The organism is Rhizobium anhuiense (genome assembly GCF_003985145.1).
Taxonomy (GTDB): Bacteria; Pseudomonadota; Alphaproteobacteria; order Rhizobiales; family Rhizobiaceae; genus Rhizobium; species Rhizobium anhuiense.
Genome location: NZ_ML133543.1, coordinates 1 through 19776, shown reverse-complemented (window position 1 = coordinate 19776; position 19776 = coordinate 1). Strand labels below are relative to the sequence as shown.

The following is a 19776-nucleotide window of genomic DNA, read 5'->3' as shown; positions in this document are numbered from 1 at the left end:
GTTTTCGCCGCTGCGGCCAGTCAAATCTACGGCGTTGGCATTACGACACGGTCACGTAGATTTTGCGCACCGTCTCGATCGTCTTCCAGACGCCGACGAAGCCGGGCTTCATGACGAAGCTGTCGCCGGCTCTGTAGACCACCGGTTCGCCACCTTCCGGGGTGATCTCGATCAGGCCGGAAAGGATATGGCAGAACTCGAACGTCTCCCCCTTGATCGAGCGCGTCTCGCCGGGGGTGGCTTCCCACACGCCGCTATGAACCGTCTCGCCGCGGGCGACGTCCTGCGCCCAGGTCTTGAAGGCCGGGTTACCGGAGATCAGCCGTTCGGGCAGCGGGCCGGACTCGCGCGGCGTGGAGGTCGGGTTGGTGTCGATCGTCTTGAGAAGGGACATGATTTTGCTTTCCTGGGTTAAGAATTCAGTAGCCGCGGCTGCGATCGATCAGTCCGATCGGGTCGAGGCCCGCCTGATAGCGTTTGATGTTGCCGATCACGGCTGCTGCGGCGGTTTCAGCTTGGGTGACGCTCGCAATGTGCGGCGTCAGCAGGATCTTCGGGTGGCTCCAGAAGGCGTGGTCCGCGGGAAGCGGCTCCGGCTCGGTGACGTCGATAACGGCGCCGGAAAGATGCCCGGCGTCGAGTGCGGCGACGAGTGCCCGATGGTCGAGCTGAGCGCCGCGACCGGCATGGACGAGCGCCGCACCAGCCGGCATCCTGGCGAAGAGGCCGGCATTCAGGAAGCCGCGCGTCTCGTCCGTCAGCGGTAGCAGGCAGACAAGAATATCGGTGGTATCAAGCAGAGTATCGAGGCCGTCCCGACCGCTCAGGCATCGGATGCCGTCGATCTCGCGCGGGCTGCGGCTCCAGCCCGAAAGTGGAAAGCCGAAGGGTAGCAAGCGTTCGAGCACGGCGGTTCCGAGCATGCCGAGCCCGAGCACGCCGATGCGGCGGTTCGAGGCCTGCACCGGCGCGACCGCCTGCCAGGTCCGGCGCCGCTGCTGGTCGAGATAGGTCGGCAGGTCGCGATGGAGCGCAAGTACGGAAAGCGTCACATATTCCTGCATCATCCTGATGATGCCGTCCTCGACCATGCGCACCACCTTCACCGACGTAGGCACGGCATCGATGCGGAACTGGTCGATCCCGGCACCAATCGAAAAGAGGATTTCGAGATTGCGGTAGCGCGCGAGATCATCCGGCAGGGTCCAGGTGATGAGATAGCGCACGGCCTCGGCTTCGACCGACTTGGGATCCATGGAGAAGGCGATGTCCGGTAGTTCGCGCGCGAAGGCTTCGGCGAAGATGGCGCCGCGCTTCGCGTCCGAATTGAAGAGAAAGGTCATTGCGTCGGCTCCTTGATCTCGTGCTTCAGGCGCAGCGGCGACCGAGCGCCTCGACCATCGCCTGGCAGGCGAGCAGTTCACCAGCACGGATGAATTCATCCGGCTTGTGGGCGCGGCCGATGTCGCCCGGTCCGCAGATGATCGCATCGATGCCGGCGCGCTGGAAAAGCCCGGCCTCCGTGCCGTAGCTGACGGCGGCGAGCGGCTCGATGCCGGTCAGTTCGCCAAGCAGCGCCGCAAGCGGCGCGTCGGCGGCAAGCGACAACGCCGGATAGGCGCTGAGTTCGCGCCATTCTACTTGGAAACCACGCTGCGACAGCGTCTCGGCCGATGCTCGCAACGGCGCTAGCAGCGTTGCCGGATCGACGCCGGAAATGGCCCGCGCTTCGAACTCGGCCTCGCAAATGTCGGGAATGATATTGACCGCCTGGCCGCCCTTCAGCGTGCCGACCTGAAGGGAGGAGTAGGGCGGTTCGAAAACATCTTCGAACGGCCCGGAGGTCAGCCGGTCGGCTTCGGCGCTGGCGTAAACCAAAACGCTGGTGATGGCATGGATCGCATTCAGCCCCTGATCCGGGCGCGAGGAGTGGCCTGCCCGGCCTCTGACCGTCAGCCGGGCGGCGGCCTTGCCCTTATGGGCGCGGATTGCCCGCATGCCGCTCGGCTCGCCGATGATCGCTCCAAGCGGAGTTGCGCAGAGCTCCGGCAGGCGGGCGATCATATGCGGCGCGCCGCGGCAGCCGGCCTCCTCGTCATACGAAAAGGCAAGGTGGATGGGCCGGCGAAGCGGCATGGCCGCAAACGCCGGGACGGCGGCGAGCACGGCGGCCAGGAAGCCCTTCATGTCGGTGGCGCCGCGACCGTAGAAGCGGTCCGCTTCGGCCCGCAGGCGGAACGGATCGCTGGTCCAGCCGCCTTCGGCGGCGGGGACCACGTCCATATGGCCCGAGAGGATATAGCCCGGCGTTTCCTTCGGGCCGATCGTGGCGAAGAGGTTCGACCGGTCGCCCTCCGGACCGGGAAGCTCCGTGACAACAACGCCGTGGCTTTGCAGGTAGTGCCGGATCCATGCGACGATCTCGGTGTTCGGCGTGCCGACGACCGAGGGAAAGCCGACGAGCCTTTCGAGAATTTCAATTGCCTGCATGGGATTCTTCACAGCGCGGCGGGATTTTTGGGGTGCTTGTAACTGGGCTGACGGGAGGCGACATTCCGGGTCCTCACGGTGAACGGCGATTGGCGGCCGATCCGGGCCTGGTCAATGACTCTAAAGGCAGGCGCAGGCGTTATTTGCCGAATGCGCATCGGGATTTGGTCGATTGTTGTGTTTGCGCGCGCTTCCCCAGTGAATTGTATCGAACGATCTGTTCTAGTCTGGTCACAGAAGTTTCCGAGCGCAGGCTGGGCGAGACAATGCGGCAGGAGGGCCGGGTGAGTGAACTGACATCCGAATCCAGGATCGTCGACAGTTTCGAGATGCGCCTTGCCGGGATCGACAGCGTCGATCTCGACAAACTGCATGCGCTTTCGATGACCGTCGCCTGGCCGCATCGCGCCGAAGACTGGCAATTCATGCGTGAGTTCGGCGAGGGCGTCGTGGCGATCGATGAAATCGGCCGCATTCTCGGCTCCGCGATGTGGTTTCCCTATGATGCGCAATTTGCCACGGTCGGTATGGTCATCACCTCGCCGCGCCTGCAAACCAACGGTGCCGGGCAATGGCTGATGGGCCACGTGCTGGATCAGGTCGCCGGGCGCCACCTAGGGCTGAACGCGACGCGTGCCGCGCGACGTCTCTATCGTTCCCTGAATTTCATTCGGGAGGCATCTGTCTTCCAATGCCAGGGCGAAGCGATATCGCCGCCGGATGTGGAGCCGCCGCCCGGCGCCGTGATACGGGCAGTCGAGGCTGGAGATCTGGACGCGATTGCGCAATTGGATTGCGTGGCCTTCGGCACGGAACGCAAGCTGCTCCTGGCCCGGCTCATGGCTAATTCCAAGGGTATCGTGTTGAGCCGCGCCGGCAGGATCGAGGCTTTCTCGCTTTGCCGGCGGTTCGGGCGCGGCCATGTCATCGGTCCGGTCGTGGCGGGCAACGATGCGGACGCGATCGCCGTCATCCGTCCGCACGCAGGCGAGCATAGGGGGGCGTTCTTGCGCCTCGACACACGCGAAAAGGGCGGAACGTTTTCCGATTTCCTCTCCCGCTGCGGTCTTTCGGTCTACGACATCGTCACGACCATGTCGTTCGGTGGCCCATGGCTCCCGCATCCGGAGCATCAGGCAGCGCATGCGCCTAAAACCTATGCGCTCGTCAGCCAGGCGCTCGGGTGATTTAGAGCCTTTCCGGGTTAGATTGCAGCATTCTGTTGGCTCAAACGGAGTCGGATGGTCGACCGGCCGGCGCGCGTCGTAGCTCAACTCTACGGCCAAGCCGGCCGGTCGATCAGCCGGCCCGTTTCAGCCAACCCTCCCGCAGATTTGCCAGGCAAATCTGCAAGACTTTAGAATCGCCGGACGCACCTATTGCTTCGCATGGCGAAGCGGTGCGGCCGGTGAGCCGATCGCCTTTGCCCTGACGAAAACCTGCTCCGGCAGAATGCTGCAATCTAACCCGGAAAGGCTCTAAGCGCCGGGACAGACGGGCATGTCGGTCAGAGCCTGCCGGCGTTCGAATTCCGGCCGGAACGAACGATATTGCCAGAGACCCTCTGGGCCTTGCCTCCGGTACACGGTTTCGAGCCAGAATATCGTATCGTCGATCGGCAAGACGGGATGCCACGCATACCATTCCGACCAAATTTTTCCTGTCGGATCGCTGTCCATGATCGCCGCTCGCCTCCTCACCGACGCAATTCGAACATCCTCACGGCATGGGAGCCGCTGGTCTCGATTTCCTGGAGTCGAGATCGACACCGATCGTGAGAGGTCTGATTTCTGCATCCTGCGATCCAGCGTGCCTCGGAAAATGTTCTATGATGGAGAATAACAGTGAGGAAATATTCTTCAATAGAGATCATTTTCCCGTATTGCGCGAAGTCTTCCTTATCGCCCGTCGGGAGATGTTTCAGGTTGCAGGATGTGGCTGCGTTGACGAATGATTTTCGTCGATGGATGCAAGCTCGATTGGGCGTCGACACCGGTGATGAGTCGCCGTGTTCCGTGACCCCTGATCTGTTTGGGTGATGGTTGGATGCTCAGCCGATCGAACGCAGCCCGAGATAGGCCGCCAGACTGACGGCGGAAAGGGCGATCGTCAGCTTGGGTCTCGCGTCGTCAAACATTGCGGACAGTAAAAGGCCGAGCATCAGAATGACGGATTTTGCCCAAAGATCCTGGTCGGAGACGGTGAAAGCGATCGCTGCCAGAAAGACGGCACTTGCGACGACTGTCACAGGGGCGGACTTCTCGGCGAGATCGCCGCCGGCGAAATACGGCAGCAGAAAACGCCGCATGCTCAAGCCTGAAGCGACGCTCAGAAGAAGACAGGTCAAGACAAGGTGCAACATGAGGTCGTCGCCGATCGATCTGCAGATAGGTTTGCGGATGCAAACCGTGTGCCAAGCTCAAACCCTCAAAACGTCGTCCGACAGAGGCAATGTCGTAGGTTGCATGGCTATTTCCGCGGCGACCCGACCCTTTTTTCGGCAATCGCCTGCCTGCCGGCTTGCGTTTTTTTGTCCGGTGCCGAAACCGGCTTGAGCAATGTCGATGATTTTTATATAGAGAATTATCTCTAGCCTTAATTCCGAAAACGAGATCTTTTCATTGGACCTTTCGTCGATCGACATATTCCTCGCCGTCGCCAGCGACCGCAGCGTTACCAAGGCCGCCAAGGCTGTGGGGCGGGTGCCGTCGAACGTGACGACGCGCATCCAGCAATTGGAGGAGGACCTCGGCGTTTCCCTCTTCAGCCGCGATGGCAAGAAGATGACCCTGACGCGGGAGGGCGAGACGTTTCTTTCCTATGCCAACCGGCTCAAGGCGCTGGCGCTGGAAGCGCGCCAGGCTGTGCGGCCTCTCGCCCCATCGGGGACGTTGCGGGTCGGCACCATGGAGAGCACGGCGGCAAGCAGGCTGCCGGCGGCACTGACGCAATTCAACCAGATGTGGCCCGATGTATCGCTGCATCTGACGATGGGGGCGTCCCGCGATCTGACCCGCGATGTTCTCTCCGATGTGCTCGATTGCGCGCTGATTGCCCGCCTGCCGAAGGCGATGCGTGAGGAAGACTCGGGCTTCGATGCCGAACTCAAGGCCCTGGAGATGGAGCCGGTCTTTGTCGAGGACCTGTTGATCGTACTGCCGTCCGGCCATCCCGCCATCAAATCCGCCGCCGACCTGCGTGTCGGGGCGCTCGCCGCTTTGGAGCCCGGCTGCACCTATCGCCGGATCGCCGAAAACTGGGTGCGCAAATCGAGCGCCCTGCCGACCAGCGAGCTCGGCTCCTACCACGCGATTCTGGCAAGCGTTGCGACCGGCAATACGGCCGGCGTCATGCCGAGATCCGTTCTCGATCTGATGCACTGGCCGACGTCTGCCCAGACTTACCAGCTGGGACCTGTCGAGACGCTGCTCGTCTACCGCAGGAATGACCGCCCGAGCGCGTTCAATGCGTTCCACGAAGTGCTCAGCGCGACAAAGGGCAGAGATATCAGACTGGCAGCAAACTAACTCGCACCTGCTCTTCCTTCATCCGCCAGATAATCCTCGTTCGAAATTGGTCTTGTCATGCAGTTTCCCGTTTCCCCGAAGGTGGGACCGAGCCGCTTCCGCCGCTTCCGTCTGTTCTCACCGATCCTGGCCGGTGCGACCTTGCGGGAGCGATTGATCGCATGCCTCGGCGCTTTGCTGGCCATTGGTCTGACCGGCGTCATCAGCGGCTATCTGTTCGGGCAGGGGCCGCATCTGCCACTGATCGTCGCGCCGATGGGGGCGTCCGCGGTGCTTCTTTTCGCGGTGCCGGCAAGCCCGCTGGCGCAGCCATGGTCGATCATCGGCGGCAATACGATTTCAGCGCTGATGGGGATTGTGGCCGCCTATTTCATTCGTGATCCGATCATCGCGACCGGTGTCGGCGTTTCGCTTGCGATCGGCGCAATGTCCTTCACGCGCTGCCTTCACCCTCCGGGAGGAGCCGCGGCCCTGACCGCCGTGCTCGGTGGTCCTGTCGTTGCCGGCTGGGGCTTCCTCTTTCCCTTCGTGCCCGTCGCTTTGAACTCCTGCATTCTCGTCGGCCTTGGCCTGCTGTTCCACAAGCTTTCCAAGCGGAATTATCCGCACGTCGTTCTCAAGGCGGAGAACACCCATCAGACGATCGACCTGCCGTCGGCCGCGCGGGTAGGGTTCCGCGAGGAGGACGTCGATGCGGCTCTCGAAGCGCTCGACGAAACCTTCGATATCGACCGGGCAGACCTCGGCCGACTGCTGCAGCAGGTCGAGCTGCAGGCGGCCATCCGCTCGAACGGCAAGATCAGCTGTGCCGATATCATGTCGCGTGACGTGATCGCCATCGGGGAAACGTCGGAACCGGATGCTGCGCGTCACCTTCTCTTGAAGCATAATATCCGCACCCTGCCGGTGAAGGACCCGGGGGGCCGTCTCATCGGCACCGTCGGCCTGCGGGAATTGTCCGGAAGTACCGAGACGATCGCACACGCGATCTCGAGGCCGGCGGTGGCGAGACCTTCGGATGCCGCTCTTTCACTGTTGCCTGTGCTGACCGACGGGCGCACACATGCCGTCATCGTCGTTGATGACGATTACCGAATCCTCGGCCTGATATCGCAGACGGATCTCCTGAGCGCCGTGGCGCGATTGCTGCCGAACGACAGCGCGCCGGTTCCGGTTGTGGCCTGAGAAAGCCGTCGGCGTCATGCGCCGGCATTACGCGCCTGGCAAATCCGCTTTATGCCGCGCCACCCGATTGCGGCCCGCCTGTTTGGCGAGATAAAGCGCCGCATCGGCCTGGCGCTGGAGTTCCTCTACCGAAATTGCCTGACTGTTCGGCGCGTGAGTGGCCACTCCGATGCTGAGGGTGACGTAGGGAGCGACGCGGGATGCGGGGTTGGGAAGGGAGGCGGCTTCAACCCGCTTGCGAATATTGTCGGCGACGGCAACCGCCTCCTCGCCATCCAGTCCAGGAAGCAGGACAAGAAATTCTTCGCCGCCATAACGGGCCACGTGATCGCGACCGTGCCTCACGCTGCTCTGAATAATGCCGGCGACCTTCACCAGACAGCGATCACCCTCGGCGTGCCCAAGGCTGTCATTCAGGTTCTTGAACTGATCGATGTCGCACATCAGCAAGGAAGCGCCTTCGGGACAGGGCTCGTCGATGCCCCAGAGGCGATTGAGCATCTCCATCATCCAGCGCCGGTTGGCGATGCCGGTCAGGGGATCGGTTCTCGCAAGCAACTCGAGGCGCGCATTTGCGTCGGCCAGTTCCGCCACGCGGCTTCGGTCCCGAAGTTCGAGAAGGAAGGCCTTCTGGGCCAGGATCGTCATCGTGCGTCGCGCCACGACGGTTGCGACGACACCACTTGCAAAAAACAGCGTCGCAGCCACGGCGCTTCCCAAGTCAAGCCCCGGATTATGAAGCTGGAAAAACAGATAGAGACCGAGCGCCGATGCTGCGATCATCACCGTCCAGGCCATCGGGACGGCGAAGATGATCATCGCGGTAATCGCCACGACCAGCATGATGTTCAAATGCCGCTCATAAAACGCGCCACCGGCGCTGACGCCCACCAGGGCGACCGAGAGCAGGATGAAGAACATGCCGGCGATCAGAGAGAGCCCCTGCAGCCAGGATGCGCGCGGTTTTCGCCAGACGAAGGCGGTGGCCAGGGCTGCGGGCGGAAGGATGCAGGCGGGCAAGAGCATCGACAGCACGATCGGCAGTGGAAGCAGGATGGCGTTGAGGCCCAAGGTCACGCCATCAAGCAAAGCGACCCAGATCATCCAGGCGCGAATGATCTTGGCCGCCTGCGACCACGAACGTTTCCGAAAAAGTCCGTGAAGCTCGCCTTCTAGGCGGATGTCGCGTGTGCGGCCCGCCAGGAGGCGCTCGACCTCCGCCATGACAGCTGGACTTCGCACCTGAAGCGGCGTCCGCGTGGATGCGCTCGCCGGGTTCACCGAAACTGCGTTCTCCTGAACGTCCATCTGAGCGGATTTAGTGGAGCATCTCCCGCAGGCAAGAACAATGAAGCTTCAGACCGTGTTTCCTTGCGCCCCAAAGTTGTCGAAATGATCGGTTTGCATCGATGTGGCACACATCGCTCTTGGTCATCTCCAAGGCCGGTACCGGGTTGTAAGCGGCTTTAGAAAATCTTGCTGCTCTTCAGGACATGCTCCACGCCGCTTTGAACGTGCTGCCTGAGAACAGCCTTTGCACCTTCGCCATCCCTGCCCAGCGCGAGCTCGAACAGCAGCTTGTGATCGTCGACCACCGCCTTGCCGCGGAAGCTCTCGGCCAGCAGGTGATAGCGAAGGAAGCGGTCGAAGACCGAGGAAAGGCTCGCCATCAACGTCGCCGAATTGCAGGCAGAAACGATCGCCTGGTGAAATTCCCAGTCGTAGCGCACCCAATCGATCGTGCGCGAGGCATCACCAGAGAGCAGCCGGCGCTCCGCAGCCGCGAGCTTGTGATGCGCGGCGACGATCCGGCCTTCCCATTCCAGATCGCCGGCCGCAAATGCAAGGTCCATCGCATGGGTCTCCAGCACGATGCGCAGATCGGCGAGTTCCATCAATTCCTGGCGTGAGGCGGGACTGACCTCGAAGCCCCGTTGCCCTTCGGCGATTACCAGATTTTCTGTCGTGAGGCGGCTCAGGATCTCGCGCAGCGACGACACGCTGATCGAATAACGCTCCTTGGCCTGCTCGAGCTTTATCTTGGTGCCGGGCGGCAATATGCCGACGATGATATCCTGCCTCACCTGGCGAAAGACCACGTCACTGATGGTTTCGCCTGTTTCGCCCGATCGCTCGAGCACGGCTTCTCCTGATTTCACTTCCGTTCTCCGCGATTCATGGTTCGAGCCGTCACTACCGCAATGCGTTGCGGGCGAGTGCATGCTCCACGCCGTCCTCGATGTGGACGGTCAGGACCTGCTTCGCCATCTGCTGGTCCCGCCTCAAGGCAGCATCCAGAAGCTGCTGGTGTTCCTTAGCCGCGATTTCGCCGCGATAGGACAATGCGACCATCTGATAGCGCAGATATTTGTCGAACACGACGGAATGCATTTCCATCAGAAGCTTCGACCCGCAGGCGGAGATCAGCGCCTGATGGAATTCCCAATCATATCGCTTCCAGTCTTCCGCCTGGCCGGTATCGCCGGTGGCCATCACCCGCTCCATGCGCGACAGCTTGTAGTGAGCGGAAACCAAGCGGGCTTCCCATTCCACGTCGCCGTATTCGAAGGACTGTTCGAGCGCGTGGGTTTCCAGCAGCAGACGAAGCGCCGCAATCTCCCTGAGATCGGTGGCCGACACGGGCGAAACCTCGAAGCCGCGCTGCCCTTCGGCAACCACCAGGCCTTCGGACGAGAGCCGGTTCAGAATTTCCCGCAGGGTGCTGACGCTGGTTTCGTATGTTTCTTTGAGGCTTTCCAGTTTCAGCTTCTGCGCCGGCGCCAGGCGGCCGAATATGATATCCGCACGAATGCGCCGGTAGCTGCTTTCCGCGACGGTTTCATTGGTTGTATTCAGCAACTTCGATTCTTCTCTGACATTTTTTCGATCCTCCTATATAATTGGCTATTCTCGTCGCATTCAATCGCGCGTGAATGCCTGCGGAAACTAATTTTTCTCATAGGATCGCGGTAACGCGAGTTATTTACATTTTCGGCAATCCTTCCGGCCGCATCAGCTTCTTCAGGGCGGCAATACGGAAGATGGCGTTCGGTGCGCCGTAGCCGCGATAGTTCCGCCGCTCGACGATCTCGAAGAAGAAGCCCTCGCCATAGGTGCCGCTGTAAAGCTGGAAATATTCGCCGTGTTCGTCGCGGTCGTAGAGAATGTTTTCCGCCTTCAGCCGCTCGGTCAGCTCGGGGTCCAGGCCGAAGCGGGCTTCGACATCACCATAATAGTTCGGCGAGATGTGCAGCGGCCGGAAGCCGTTTTTGCGAAGTGCTTCGGCGGTGGCGAAGATATCATCGGTATCGAAAGCGAGATGCTGGATGCCCGATCCGAATGTTTCCGCGATGAAATGCCCGGCGAGTGTCCGGCGGTTTTCCGCGCCGTTCAGGGTGATGCGCAGCGAACCCGATGCGTTCTCGACCACCTGGCTGCGGACCACGCCGGCCGGATCGATAATATCGACCATCGGCGTTTTATGGGTCTCGAAGATCGAACTATAGAAAAGCAGCCAGGTCAGCATTTCGTCATAGGCCACGGTCTGGGCGACGTGGTCGATCCTGAGCAGATGCGCAGGCACAATTTCAACCTCGTCTTCGACGGGCATGAAGTCGATTTCGGAGAAGCGGCCGAGATCGCTTTGGTCGTCAAGCAGATAGATCAATCCACCGCCGACACCGCGTATCGCCGGGATTTCCACTTCACCGGCGGCGACCGGCTGGCTGAACGGCTCGGCGTCAAGCGCCACGGCCCGCGCGAAAGCCTGTTTCGCATCGTCCACGATCAGCGCCATCGCATAGGCCGAGGTGCCGTGCACGGCAAACGACGCGTTGGTGAAACCCTTTTCCTCGGTATTGACGATGAGGCGGATGTCGCCCTGCTGGAAAATGCTGACTTTCTTCGAACGATGCGCCGCCGTCTTGCGGAAGCCGAGCGTGCGCAGGATGCCGATGAGGTCGGCAGCATCTTCCTCGTCGGTGGAGAATTCCACGAAACCGACGCCCCTGACCGTGGCGCGGTCCGGCATGGAGGCAACACTGAGAGTTTCCGTGCCGGGAGCCCGGCGTACCTGGTCGCCGAGATAAATCAGCGAGCGATGGCCGTCTGCCGCGATCGAGCGCGCCTGCCCGCCGCGGAACTGGTCGTTGAAGATTTCCAGCGAGAAATAGCCGTCATAACCGGTCGCGGCGACGGCGGCGGTAAAGGCCGTGACCGGCAAGTCGCCTTCGCCCGGCATATTGCGGAAATGCCGGCTCCAGTAGAGCAGGTCCATGTCGATCAACGGCGCATCGGCGAGTTGCACGATGAAGATCTTGTCCTTCGGGATGGAGCGGATCGAATTGATGTCGATCTTCCGTGACAGCGTGTGAAAGCTGTCGAGGATCAGGCCGACATTCGGATGGTCGGCCCGCCGGACGATCTCCCACGCGTCGCGATGGTCGTTGACATGGCGGCCCCAGGCGAGCGCTTCGTAACCGATCCTCAGGCCGCGCTTCGCCGCCCGCTCTCCGAGGTCGTAAAAATCCGCCGCAGCGCGATCGACGCCGCCGAGGGAGACCGGCGAGACGTTGGAGCAGACCAGCACAAGATCGGTGCCGAGTTCCTGCATCACATCGAACTTGCGCTCCGCCCTGTCGAAGGTTCTCTGCCGGTGGGAGGCCGGCATGCCCTCGAAATCGCGGAAAGGTTGGAACAGGGTGATTTCCAGCCCGTGATCGCGCACCATCTTTCCCACATCGGCAGGACTGCCATCGAAGGCCAGGAAGTCGTTCTCGAAGATTTCGACACCGCCGAAACCGGCCTTGGCGATTGCCTCCAATTTTTCGGGCAGCTCGCCGCTGATTGAAACCGTCGCTATCGAAGTCTTCATCCCAGTCTTCCTCCTTTTTGGAAAGCCGTTTCCACACCTGCTGGCGCAGATTGATTTCATAATTTAAGCCTGGATTTCCATGTCGAAATCGATTTTATCATATATTATCGAAAAACTCTGTTGATTTAAAGATACTCCCATGGCAGTTTTGCGTGGTCGTCAGCAAACGGAGTGCTGACAGGGTCCCCATGGGATCATGAGAGGAGGAGCACGAAATGTTCGAATTGAAAGTGAAGCGCCGTCACGCGTTGTTTGGAGCGGCAGCGCTTGTGGCCGCGTTTTCCATGGCGCAGCCCGCTGCCGCCGTCACGCCCGCCGAGATCAAGGCAAAGGGCAAGCTGGTCGTCGGTATCCAGGGCGACAACCCGCCGTGGGGCTTCGTCACCAGCGCCGGCAAGCAGGATGGCCTCGACGCCGACATCGCGACGCTGTTCGCCAAGGAGCTCGGCGTTGAAGTTGAATTCGTCCCGCTCGAAGTCAATAACCGAATTCCGGCGCTGACCACAGGCCGCGTCGACGTGCTCTTCGCGACCATGGCCATGCTGCCCGATCGCGCCAAGGCCGTGCAGTTCAGCAAGCCTTACGCTGCCAATGCGATTGTGTTGATTGGTCCGAAGGACAAGTCGATCAAGACCAATGAAGATATGGCCAATCTGACGATCGGCGTCGCCAAGGGCGCAGCCCAGGACACCCAGGTCACCAAGAACGCGCCGGCGACGGCAACCATCCGCCGTTACGACGGTGATGCGCCGAGCATCCAGGCTCTCGCATCCGGCCAGGTCGAGGCTCTGGGGGGCAATATTTTCTATATGGACCGCGTGGAGAAAGCCGTTCCCGGCAAGTTCGAGAACAAGCTCGAATTCCAGAAGCTCTACAACGGCGCCTGCACCCGTCTCGGCGAGAAAGAGCTCAACGCCGAGCTGAACACCTTCATCGACAAGATCAAGGCCAATGGCGAACTCAAGAAGGTCTACGACAAGTGGATGAAGGTCCCGGTTCCGGAATTCCCGGCGAGCCTGGAAGGCATTCCGTTCACCGTGAACTGATCCGCGGTTCTCGGCCGTACTGACCACTTGCAAGGCGGCATCCGCACGACGCGATGCCTGCGCCGGTGCTGTGCAATGCACGGTACCGGTGCACCTGGAGCTTGAAAATGAGCAACACGATCTTTGTCCTGAACGGGCCGAATCTCAACCTTCTCGGCGAGCGCGAACCTTCGGTCTACGGCACGACCACACTTGCCGACATCCGCGACCGGTGCCATGCCAAGGCCGGCGCGCTCGGTTTTGTCGTGGATTTTCGACAGACCAATTTTGAGGGCGAACTGGTCGAGTCCGTGCATCAGGCGCGCAAGGAAGCCTGTGGCATCATTATCAACCCCGCCGGATACACCTTCACGTCCGTCGCCCTGCTGGATGCGCTGAAGACATTCGATGGGCCGAAGATCGAGCTCCATATCTCGAACGTGCATGCCCGCGAAAGCATCTATCACAATTCGCTGATCTCCCGCACCGCGACCGGCATCATGATCGGCTTCGGCGCCCGAGGCTACGAGTTGGCCATCGAGGCGATGGCTGGAATGGCGAAGGCATCCTGATCTCCAGGGAAGAACCATGAACTACACATTGGATTTCACCCCCGTTATCGATGGCCTGCCCGATCTCCTGGCCGCCTGTCTCGGCACCTTCCTGCTTGCCATCTCAGGCATGATCCTGGCGATCATCATCGGCATCGGCGGCGTGGTGCTCCGCCAGTCCCGTTTCAAGCCGATCCGCTGGCTGGTGATCGCCTTCATCGAGATCATCCGCAACACGCCGTTCCTGGTGCAGATCTTCTTCATCTATTTCGCCCTGCCACTGGCAGGCGTGCGGCTGGATCCGACACCGACGGCAATCATCGCGCTCGGCATCAATGGCGGCGCCTACGCGATCGAGATCATTCGCGGCGGCGTGCAATCGATCTCCAAGGGGCAGGTGGAGGCCGGGCTGGCGCTTGGCCTGCACAAGGCGCAGGTCTTCCGCCTGATCGTCCTGAAGCCGGCGCTTCGGGCAATCTTCCCCTCGCTGACCAGCCAGTTCGTGCTGCTGACGCTGTCCACCAGCATCGCGTCGGCGATCTCGGCCTATGAGCTGACCTCCGTCTCCCAGCGGATCGAGTCCGACAGTTTCCGCAGCTTCGAGGTCTATTTCACCGTGACGGCGTTCTACCTCGTCATTTCCTGGCTGATGATGCGTCTCTTCGCGTTCTTCTCGGCCCGCTACTTCAGCTATCCGGTCAAGTGAGGGCGCTTCATGGGTCGCGATGAATTTTTCTTCCTGCTCCTCGGCCTGAAATGGACGGTCGCCCTGTCCGCCGTCGGGTTCGTCTGTGGCGGCATCGCCGGGCTCGGCATAGCGCTGGCAAGGACGTCGGGCATCCGGTCGATCGAGCGGATCACCGCCGGCTACATCGCCGTCTTCCAGGGCACGCCCCTGCTGATGCAGCTCTTCGTCGTTTACTATGGCCTGGCTCTCATCGGCATCAGGCTCGACGCCTGGGCCGCTGTTTCCGTCGGGTTGACGCTGCATGCAAGCGCCTATCTCGGCGAGATCTGGCGCGGCTCGATCGAGGCGGTTCCGCGCGGCCAGACGGAGGCGGCCAAGGCGCTTGCCCTCAGCTATGTCTGGCGGATGAAGAATGTCATCCTGCCGCAGGCGCTGCGCATCTCGCTTCCGGCAACGATCGGCTTCCTCGTCCAGCTCATCAAGGGCACATCGCTTGCGTCGATCGTCGGTTTCACGGAGCTGACCCGTGCCGGCAACATCGTTTCCAACCAGATCTTCCAGCCGCTGACGGTCTTTGCCGTGGTCGGCGCCCTGTACTTCCTGATGTGCTGCCCCCTGACGATCTACGGCGCGCGTCTCGAGCGCAGGTTTGCGGCATCGGCGCGGTAGGCAACGCTCATGACGCGCAAGCCTCCCACAATTTCTGAAGACGGAGTTTATCGATGAGCGACCGCTCGACTACGGCAAATGCCGCTGAGATGATGATTACGATGGCGGGCGTCGAGAAGTGGTATGGCGCCTTCCAGGCGCTTCACAACATCGACATCTCGGTGCGTAAAGGCGAGAAGATCGTCCTGTGCGGACCATCCGGCAGCGGCAAGTCGACGCTGATCCGCTGCATCAATCACCTGGAGACATACGAGAAGGGTGAAATCCGCGTCGGCGGCATCCTTCTCGGGCATCAGTCGAAGACGATCGATGCGGTGCGCCGTGAGGTGGGCATGGTCTTCCAGCAGTTCAATCTCTTTCCGCACCTGACGGTGCTGCAGAACTGCATGCTGGCGCCGATGAAGGCGCTCAGGCTCGGCAAGGCGGAAGCCGAGGCGAGGGCCCGGCAGTTGCTTGAGCGTGTCAAGATTTCCGAGCAGGCGGAGAAATATCCCGCCCAGCTTTCCGGCGGCCAACAGCAGCGTGTCGCAATCGCCCGGGCGCTTTGCATGCGACCCAAGGTGATGCTCTTCGACGAGCCGACATCGGCGCTCGATCCGGAAATGGTCAAGGAAGTGCTGGACACGATGATCGACCTCGCCAGGGAAGGCATGACGATGATCTGCGTCACCCATGAAATGGGTTTTGCCCGTCAGGTCGCCGACCGCGTCATCTTCATGGCGAGCGGGGCGATCGTCGAGGAGGCGTCGCCCGTCGAGTTCTTTTCCAACCCGAAACACGAGCGCACGCGGAAGTTCCTGGGCGAAATCCTCGGCAGGCACTGACGTGTCGCGGATCTCAGCGCAATGCCTGCCGGCGCCGCGTCATGTCGCGCCGCCCTCACGAAAACAGCCTTTGCCCAGCCGGTTGGCCGGCCGGGCGTTCGAAGCCGCCCAAGGTGCTCCCATGCCGCAGCCAAAGCGAAATCCAGAAGGTTCAAGCCGATGATCAGCGGCACCACGAAGCTCATCGCGCATCTCGGCTATCCCACGCATTCGTTCAAGGCCCCGCTGATCTACAATCCCTATTTTGAAAAGAACGACATCGATGCGGTCGTGGTCCCGATGGGATGCCGGCCGGAAGACTATCCGGCGTTCCTGAAACTGGTCTTCCGGCTTTCCAACATCCATGGCGCGCTCGTGACCATGCCGCACAAGATTTCAACCATGGCCTTGCTCGGCGAAGCCTCGAAGAGCGCCCAGGTCGCCGGCGCCTGCAACGCGGTGCGGCTCGGCCCAAACGGCACGCTGATCGGCGATATGTTCGACGGCGAAGGCTTCGTGCGCGGCGTGCTGCGCCGCGGCCGCCAGGTTCGCGGCAGCCGGGCGATGATGATCGGCGCGGGCGGCGTCGGCTCGGCGATCGCCGCCTCGCTCGCGCAGGCAGAGATTGCCGAACTCGCGCTCTATGACGCCCATGTGCCGATGATGAACGGCCTGGCCGACCGGCTCCGTCTCCACTATCCCACTCTCAAGGTAACGACCGGTTCGGCCGATCCCGCCGGCTACGATATCGTCGTCAATGCGACGCCGCTCGGGATGAACGACAACGACCCCCTGCCGCTTGACGTGTCGCGCATCTCGCCCTCCGCATTCGTGGGGGAGGTGGTGCTGAAGCAGGAGATAACGCCCTTCCTGGCCGCGGTGCGGGCGCGCGGTTGTGAATTCCAGGTGGGGGTCGACATGCTGTTCGAGCAGATCCCCGCCTATCTCGAGTTTTTCGGCTTTCCGACGACCACCGCAGAAGAACTTCGGGCGATCGCCAAGGTGTGAGGCGGTCTGCCCTTGAGCAAGGAGCGAATTTCGTGTCCCAGAAAATTGTGCTGATGGGAGCAGGGCTGATCGGGCGGGAGCATGCCGCGCTGCTGCGCGCCAATCCCCGCGTCGAACTGGTCGGCGTCGCCGACGTTTCCGAGGCGGCGAAAGCCGTTTCCGACGAGTTCGGCGCGCGGTATTTCACCGACATGGGCGAAATGCTCGATCGCATGAGACCGGACGGCGCCATCATCGCCCTGCCGAACGCCCTGCACGTGGAAGCGGCGCTCGCCTGCGTCGAGCGCAATATTCCCTGCCTTGTGGAAAAACCGATCGCCGACTCGCTCGATGCTGCGATGCGGCTCGTCGCGGCCGCCGAGAAGACTGATGTGCCGGTGTTGATCGGCCACCAGCGACGCCACAGTCCCGATATCGCCAAGGCTCGTCAGATCGTGGCCGACGGCATCCTCGGCCGGTTGGTCGCGGTCAACGCCATGTGGATGACGGACAAGCCCGCTGCCTATTTCGACGCGGCATGGCGCCGTGAGCCAGGCGGCGGGCCGCTGCTCATCAACCTCATCCACGACATCGATTGCCTGCGCTTCATCTGCGGCGATATCGACGAGGTCATGGCGTTTACCTCCAACGCCGTTCGATCGTTCGAGGTTGAGGATACGGCGAGCGTCAGCGTCCGCTTCGCAGGCGGCGCCCTCGGGACGCTTCTGATGAGCGACACGGCGGTGTCGCCGTTCAATTGGGATACAGCGGCCGGACAGGCGCTCTATTTCCCGCACCAGCCGGAAAATTCCTACCATCTCGCCGGCACGAAGGCCGCATTGTCGATCCCGTGCATGGATGTCTGGCGACACGAGACCGAAGCCGGCCACTGGCAGCATCCCCTGGTGCGCCAGCACATCACGCTCGACGGCAGCCGCGCTTACGAAAACCAGCTCAACCATTTCGTCGATGTCATCGAAAGCAAGGCCGAGCCGCTCACTTCCGCCCGGGATGGCGCGATGACACTTGCCACCGTGCTGGCAATCGCCCGGGCCGGCCGGGAGAACCGCACCATCGCCGTTTCGGAAATGCTGGCCTGAACCTGCTTCGAGCGCCCGGCGATGACACGGCTCCAAACATGACAAGGACTCGAGCATGAGCACTATCTACGTTCTCAACGGACCGAATCTGAACCTCCTCGGCAAGCGCCAGCCGCATATCTACGGGCATGAGACGCTTGCCGACGTGGAGAGGGACTGCCGCCGGGTGGCGGACGAACTCGGGCACCAGATCCGCTTTCACCAGAGCAATCGCGAATACGAGATTATCGACTGGATCCATGAGGCGCGCGAGGACGGCGCCGGCATCGTCATCAACCCCGCGGCCTTCACCCACACCTCGGTCGCCATCCTCGATGCGCTCAACACGTTCGAGCAGCCGGTGATCGAGGTGCACATTTCGAACGTCCATAAACGCGAGAGCTTCCGGCACCATTCCTACGTGTCGCTACGCGCCGACGGCGTTATCGCCGGTCTCGGCACGGAGGGGTACCAGCTGGCGATCCGCCGTATCGCCACGTTGATCAAAATGTCAGGCCCAAGTGCAGTTTAGCGCCTCCAAGTCGCCTGTTTTCTGTTGCGGCATAGGTTGTCGCCGACAGTGTTCGAATGCAGCCTGCGACCAGCCGGCGCTCCCCTGTGGTCGGAGGCGGATCATGCGGAGGTGAGCGCGACGTTGTGTTTGGCTTGCCGCGCCTCCACGCTGTTCAAAGCGCCTTTTGCAATTCCGGCAGCACTTCGAAGAGATCGGCGACCAGTCCATAGTCGGCGACCTGGAAGATCGGCGCCTCCTCATCCTTGTTGATGGCGACGATCACCTTACTATCCTTCATCCCGGCCAGATGCTGGATGGCGCCTGATATGCCGCAGGCGATATAGAGCTGCGGCGCCACCACCTTGCCGGTCTGGCCGACCTGCCAGTCGTTCGGCGCATAACCGGCATCGACGGCCGCACGGCTTGCCCCGACGGCAGCCCCGAGCTTGTCGGCGAGCGGCAGGATGACCTCCCGGAATTTTTCCGCCGAACCCAGCGCCCGGCCGCCTGAGATGATGATCTTCGCCGAGGTCAGTTCCGGACGATCGGAGGCCGACAGCGCATCGGCGACGAAGCGCGACAGAGCGGGATCGGAAACCGCTGCAACCGTCTCGATCGGCGCGGAGCCGCCTTCGGCTGCGGAGGCGAAGGAGGCGGTGCGTACGGTGATCACCTTCTTGGCATCGGTTGCCTGCACCGTCTGGATGGCATTGCCGGCATAGATCGGCCGTTTGAAGGTATCGGCAGAGATCACCTCGATGATCTCGGAGACCTGGGCGACATCGAGCAGGGCAGCCACCCGCGGCAGCACATTCTTGCCGACCGACGTCGCAGCCGAGAGGATCGTGTCATAGCTGCCGGCCAGCGAGACGATCAGCTCGGCCAGCGGTTCGGCCAGATTGTTGGCCAGCGCATCGCTTTCGGCCAGCAGCACCTTGGAGACGCCGGCAAGCTTGGCAGCCGCATCGGCAGCAGCCTTTGCGCCCTTGCCAGCGACCAGCACATGCACGTCGCCGCCGATCTTGGACGCTGCCGTCAGCGCCTTGGCGGTCTGGTCGGAAAGGCTTGCATTGTCGTGGTCGGCCAGAAGAAGAATGGTCATGATGAGGGCTCCCTGGTTCTGGCTTAAAGCACGCCGGCTTCGTTCTTGAGCTTGTCGACCAGCTCGGCGACCGACTTGACCTTGACGCCGGCCTTGCGGCCCGACGGCTCCTCGGTCTTCAACACCTTGAGGCGCGGTGTGGTGGCAACACCGAAATCGGCAGGAGACTTCTTGTCGAGCGGCTTCTTCTTCGCCTTCATGATATTCGGCAGCGAGGCATAACGCGGTTCGTTCAGGCGCAGGTCCGAGGTGACCACTGCCGGCAGCTTGATCTCGATCGTCT

General features: G+C 61.7%; 21 protein-coding genes and 1 pseudogene. 11 read left to right on the top strand and 11 right to left on the bottom strand.

Annotated features, from left to right (window positions below):
• Window positions 1-40 precede the first annotated feature (40 nt).
• From EEQ99_RS32300 to argE, 3 genes are read right to left on the bottom strand one after another with little or no spacing between them, the layout of a single operon-like run.
• Window positions 41-394 carry a cupin domain-containing protein gene (locus EEQ99_RS32300; RefSeq protein WP_028755635.1) on the bottom strand — a complete coding sequence of 118 codons (354 nt, stop codon included), beginning with the start codon at window positions 392-394 and terminating at the stop codon, window positions 41-43.
• Between the two features lie 25 nt (window positions 395-419).
• Window positions 420-1343, bottom strand: a complete 924-nt coding sequence (locus tag EEQ99_RS32295; protein WP_028755636.1) for a 2-hydroxyacid dehydrogenase — start codon at window positions 1341-1343, stop codon at window positions 420-422.
• A 25-nt stretch (window positions 1344-1368) separates the two neighbouring features.
• A complete protein-coding gene (gene argE, locus EEQ99_RS32290) occupies window positions 1369-2490 on the bottom strand; it encodes an acetylornithine deacetylase (RefSeq protein WP_047619650.1) in 1122 nt (373 codons plus the stop codon).
• A gap of 266 nt (window positions 2491-2756) precedes the next feature.
• Here argE and EEQ99_RS32285 point away from each other — a divergent pair, with 266 nt between their 5' ends.
• Window positions 2757-3677 carry a GNAT family N-acetyltransferase gene (locus tag EEQ99_RS32285; RefSeq protein WP_097545022.1) on the top strand — a complete coding sequence of 307 codons (921 nt, stop codon included), beginning with the start codon at window positions 2757-2759 and terminating at the stop codon, window positions 3675-3677.
• A gap of 291 nt (window positions 3678-3968) precedes the next feature.
• On the opposite strand, the gene EEQ99_RS35300 is transcribed toward EEQ99_RS32285, so the two are convergent.
• Window positions 3969-4169: a hypothetical protein gene (locus EEQ99_RS35300; protein ID WP_047619653.1), complete on the bottom strand. Its 201-nt coding sequence runs from the start codon at window positions 4167-4169 to the stop codon at window positions 3969-3971.
• Between the two features lie 371 nt (window positions 4170-4540).
• Window positions 4541-4852 (bottom strand): hypothetical protein, encoded by a 312-nt coding sequence (locus tag EEQ99_RS32265; protein WP_097545026.1) that lies wholly within the window; start codon window positions 4850-4852, stop codon window positions 4541-4543.
• A gap of 259 nt (window positions 4853-5111) precedes the next feature.
• On the opposite strand from EEQ99_RS32265, the gene EEQ99_RS32260 reads away from it, so the two are divergent.
• Both EEQ99_RS32260 and EEQ99_RS32255 read left to right on the top strand, forming a co-directional pair.
• On the top strand, window positions 5112-6017 hold the full coding sequence (locus EEQ99_RS32260) for a LysR substrate-binding domain-containing protein (protein WP_028757401.1): 906 nt from the start codon (window positions 5112-5114) through the stop codon (window positions 6015-6017).
• 57 nt (window positions 6018-6074) lie between these two features.
• Window positions 6075-7202 carry an HPP family protein gene (locus EEQ99_RS32255; RefSeq protein WP_097545030.1) on the top strand — a complete coding sequence of 376 codons (1128 nt, stop codon included), beginning with the start codon at window positions 6075-6077 and terminating at the stop codon, window positions 7200-7202.
• 27 nt (window positions 7203-7229) lie between these two features.
• Here the strand turns inward: EEQ99_RS32255 and EEQ99_RS32250 are convergent, their stop codons facing one another.
• The 4 genes from EEQ99_RS32250 to EEQ99_RS32235 all read right to left on the bottom strand — a co-directional run bounded on the left by EEQ99_RS32250 (window position 7230) and on the right by EEQ99_RS32235 (window position 12075).
• On the bottom strand, window positions 7230-8510 hold the full coding sequence (locus EEQ99_RS32250) for a GGDEF domain-containing protein (RefSeq protein WP_047619657.1): 1281 nt from the start codon (window positions 8508-8510) through the stop codon (window positions 7230-7232).
• A 158-nt stretch (window positions 8511-8668) separates the two neighbouring features.
• Window positions 8669-9361: a GntR family transcriptional regulator gene (locus EEQ99_RS32245; RefSeq protein WP_373289188.1), complete on the bottom strand. Its 693-nt coding sequence runs from the start codon at window positions 9359-9361 to the stop codon at window positions 8669-8671.
• A gap of 34 nt (window positions 9362-9395) precedes the next feature.
• Window positions 9396-10061 carry a GntR family transcriptional regulator gene (locus EEQ99_RS32240; protein WP_028757405.1) on the bottom strand — a complete coding sequence of 222 codons (666 nt, stop codon included), beginning with the start codon at window positions 10059-10061 and terminating at the stop codon, window positions 9396-9398.
• Between the two features lie 124 nt (window positions 10062-10185).
• Complete coding sequence (locus EEQ99_RS32235; protein WP_127431802.1) at window positions 10186-12075, bottom strand: bifunctional sugar phosphate isomerase/epimerase/4-hydroxyphenylpyruvate dioxygenase family protein; 1890 nt, start codon at window positions 12073-12075, stop codon at window positions 10186-10188.
• A gap of 215 nt (window positions 12076-12290) precedes the next feature.
• On the opposite strand from EEQ99_RS32235, the gene EEQ99_RS32230 reads away from it, so the two are divergent.
• The 8 genes from EEQ99_RS32230 (at window position 12291) to aroQ (ending at window position 18409) form a co-directional block, all read left to right on the top strand.
• The gene (locus tag EEQ99_RS32230; RefSeq protein ID WP_028755647.1) at window positions 12291-13121 is read left to right on the top strand and encodes a transporter substrate-binding domain-containing protein; all 831 of its coding nucleotides are present in this window, start codon (window positions 12291-12293) and stop codon (window positions 13119-13121) included.
• Between the two features lie 107 nt (window positions 13122-13228).
• Complete coding sequence (locus tag EEQ99_RS32225; RefSeq protein WP_028755648.1) at window positions 13229-13672, top strand: type II 3-dehydroquinate dehydratase; 444 nt, start codon at window positions 13229-13231, stop codon at window positions 13670-13672.
• A 16-nt stretch (window positions 13673-13688) separates the two neighbouring features.
• Window positions 13689-14357 carry an amino acid ABC transporter permease gene (locus tag EEQ99_RS32220; protein ID WP_028755649.1) on the top strand — a complete coding sequence of 223 codons (669 nt, stop codon included), beginning with the start codon at window positions 13689-13691 and terminating at the stop codon, window positions 14355-14357.
• Window positions 14358-14366: 9 nt separating this feature from the next.
• Window positions 14367-15008, top strand: coding sequence for an amino acid ABC transporter permease (locus EEQ99_RS32215; RefSeq protein ID WP_028755650.1), 642 nt, complete (start codon window positions 14367-14369; stop codon window positions 15006-15008).
• A gap of 92 nt (window positions 15009-15100) precedes the next feature.
• The gene (locus EEQ99_RS32210; protein WP_049810853.1) at window positions 15101-15832 is read left to right on the top strand and encodes an amino acid ABC transporter ATP-binding protein; all 732 of its coding nucleotides are present in this window, start codon (window positions 15101-15103) and stop codon (window positions 15830-15832) included.
• Between the two features lie 159 nt (window positions 15833-15991).
• Window positions 15992-16819, top strand: coding sequence for a shikimate dehydrogenase family protein (locus EEQ99_RS32205; RefSeq protein ID WP_028755652.1), 828 nt, complete (start codon window positions 15992-15994; stop codon window positions 16817-16819).
• A gap of 32 nt (window positions 16820-16851) precedes the next feature.
• Window positions 16852-17898, top strand: coding sequence for a Gfo/Idh/MocA family protein (locus tag EEQ99_RS32200; protein ID WP_207910832.1), 1047 nt, complete (start codon window positions 16852-16854; stop codon window positions 17896-17898).
• Window positions 17899-17953: 55 nt separating this feature from the next.
• Complete coding sequence (gene aroQ / locus EEQ99_RS32195) at window positions 17954-18409, top strand: type II 3-dehydroquinate dehydratase (RefSeq protein WP_028755654.1); 456 nt, start codon at window positions 17954-17956, stop codon at window positions 18407-18409.
• A 154-nt stretch (window positions 18410-18563) separates the two neighbouring features.
• Here aroQ and EEQ99_RS32190 read toward each other — a convergent pair whose 3' ends face one another.
• Window positions 18564-19493 carry an electron transfer flavoprotein subunit alpha/FixB family protein gene (locus EEQ99_RS32190; protein WP_028755655.1) on the bottom strand — a complete coding sequence of 310 codons (930 nt, stop codon included), beginning with the start codon at window positions 19491-19493 and terminating at the stop codon, window positions 18564-18566.
• A gap of 23 nt (window positions 19494-19516) precedes the next feature.
• Window positions 19517-19776, bottom strand: a pseudogene (locus EEQ99_RS32185) (electron transfer flavoprotein subunit beta/FixA family protein); the annotation flags it as partial.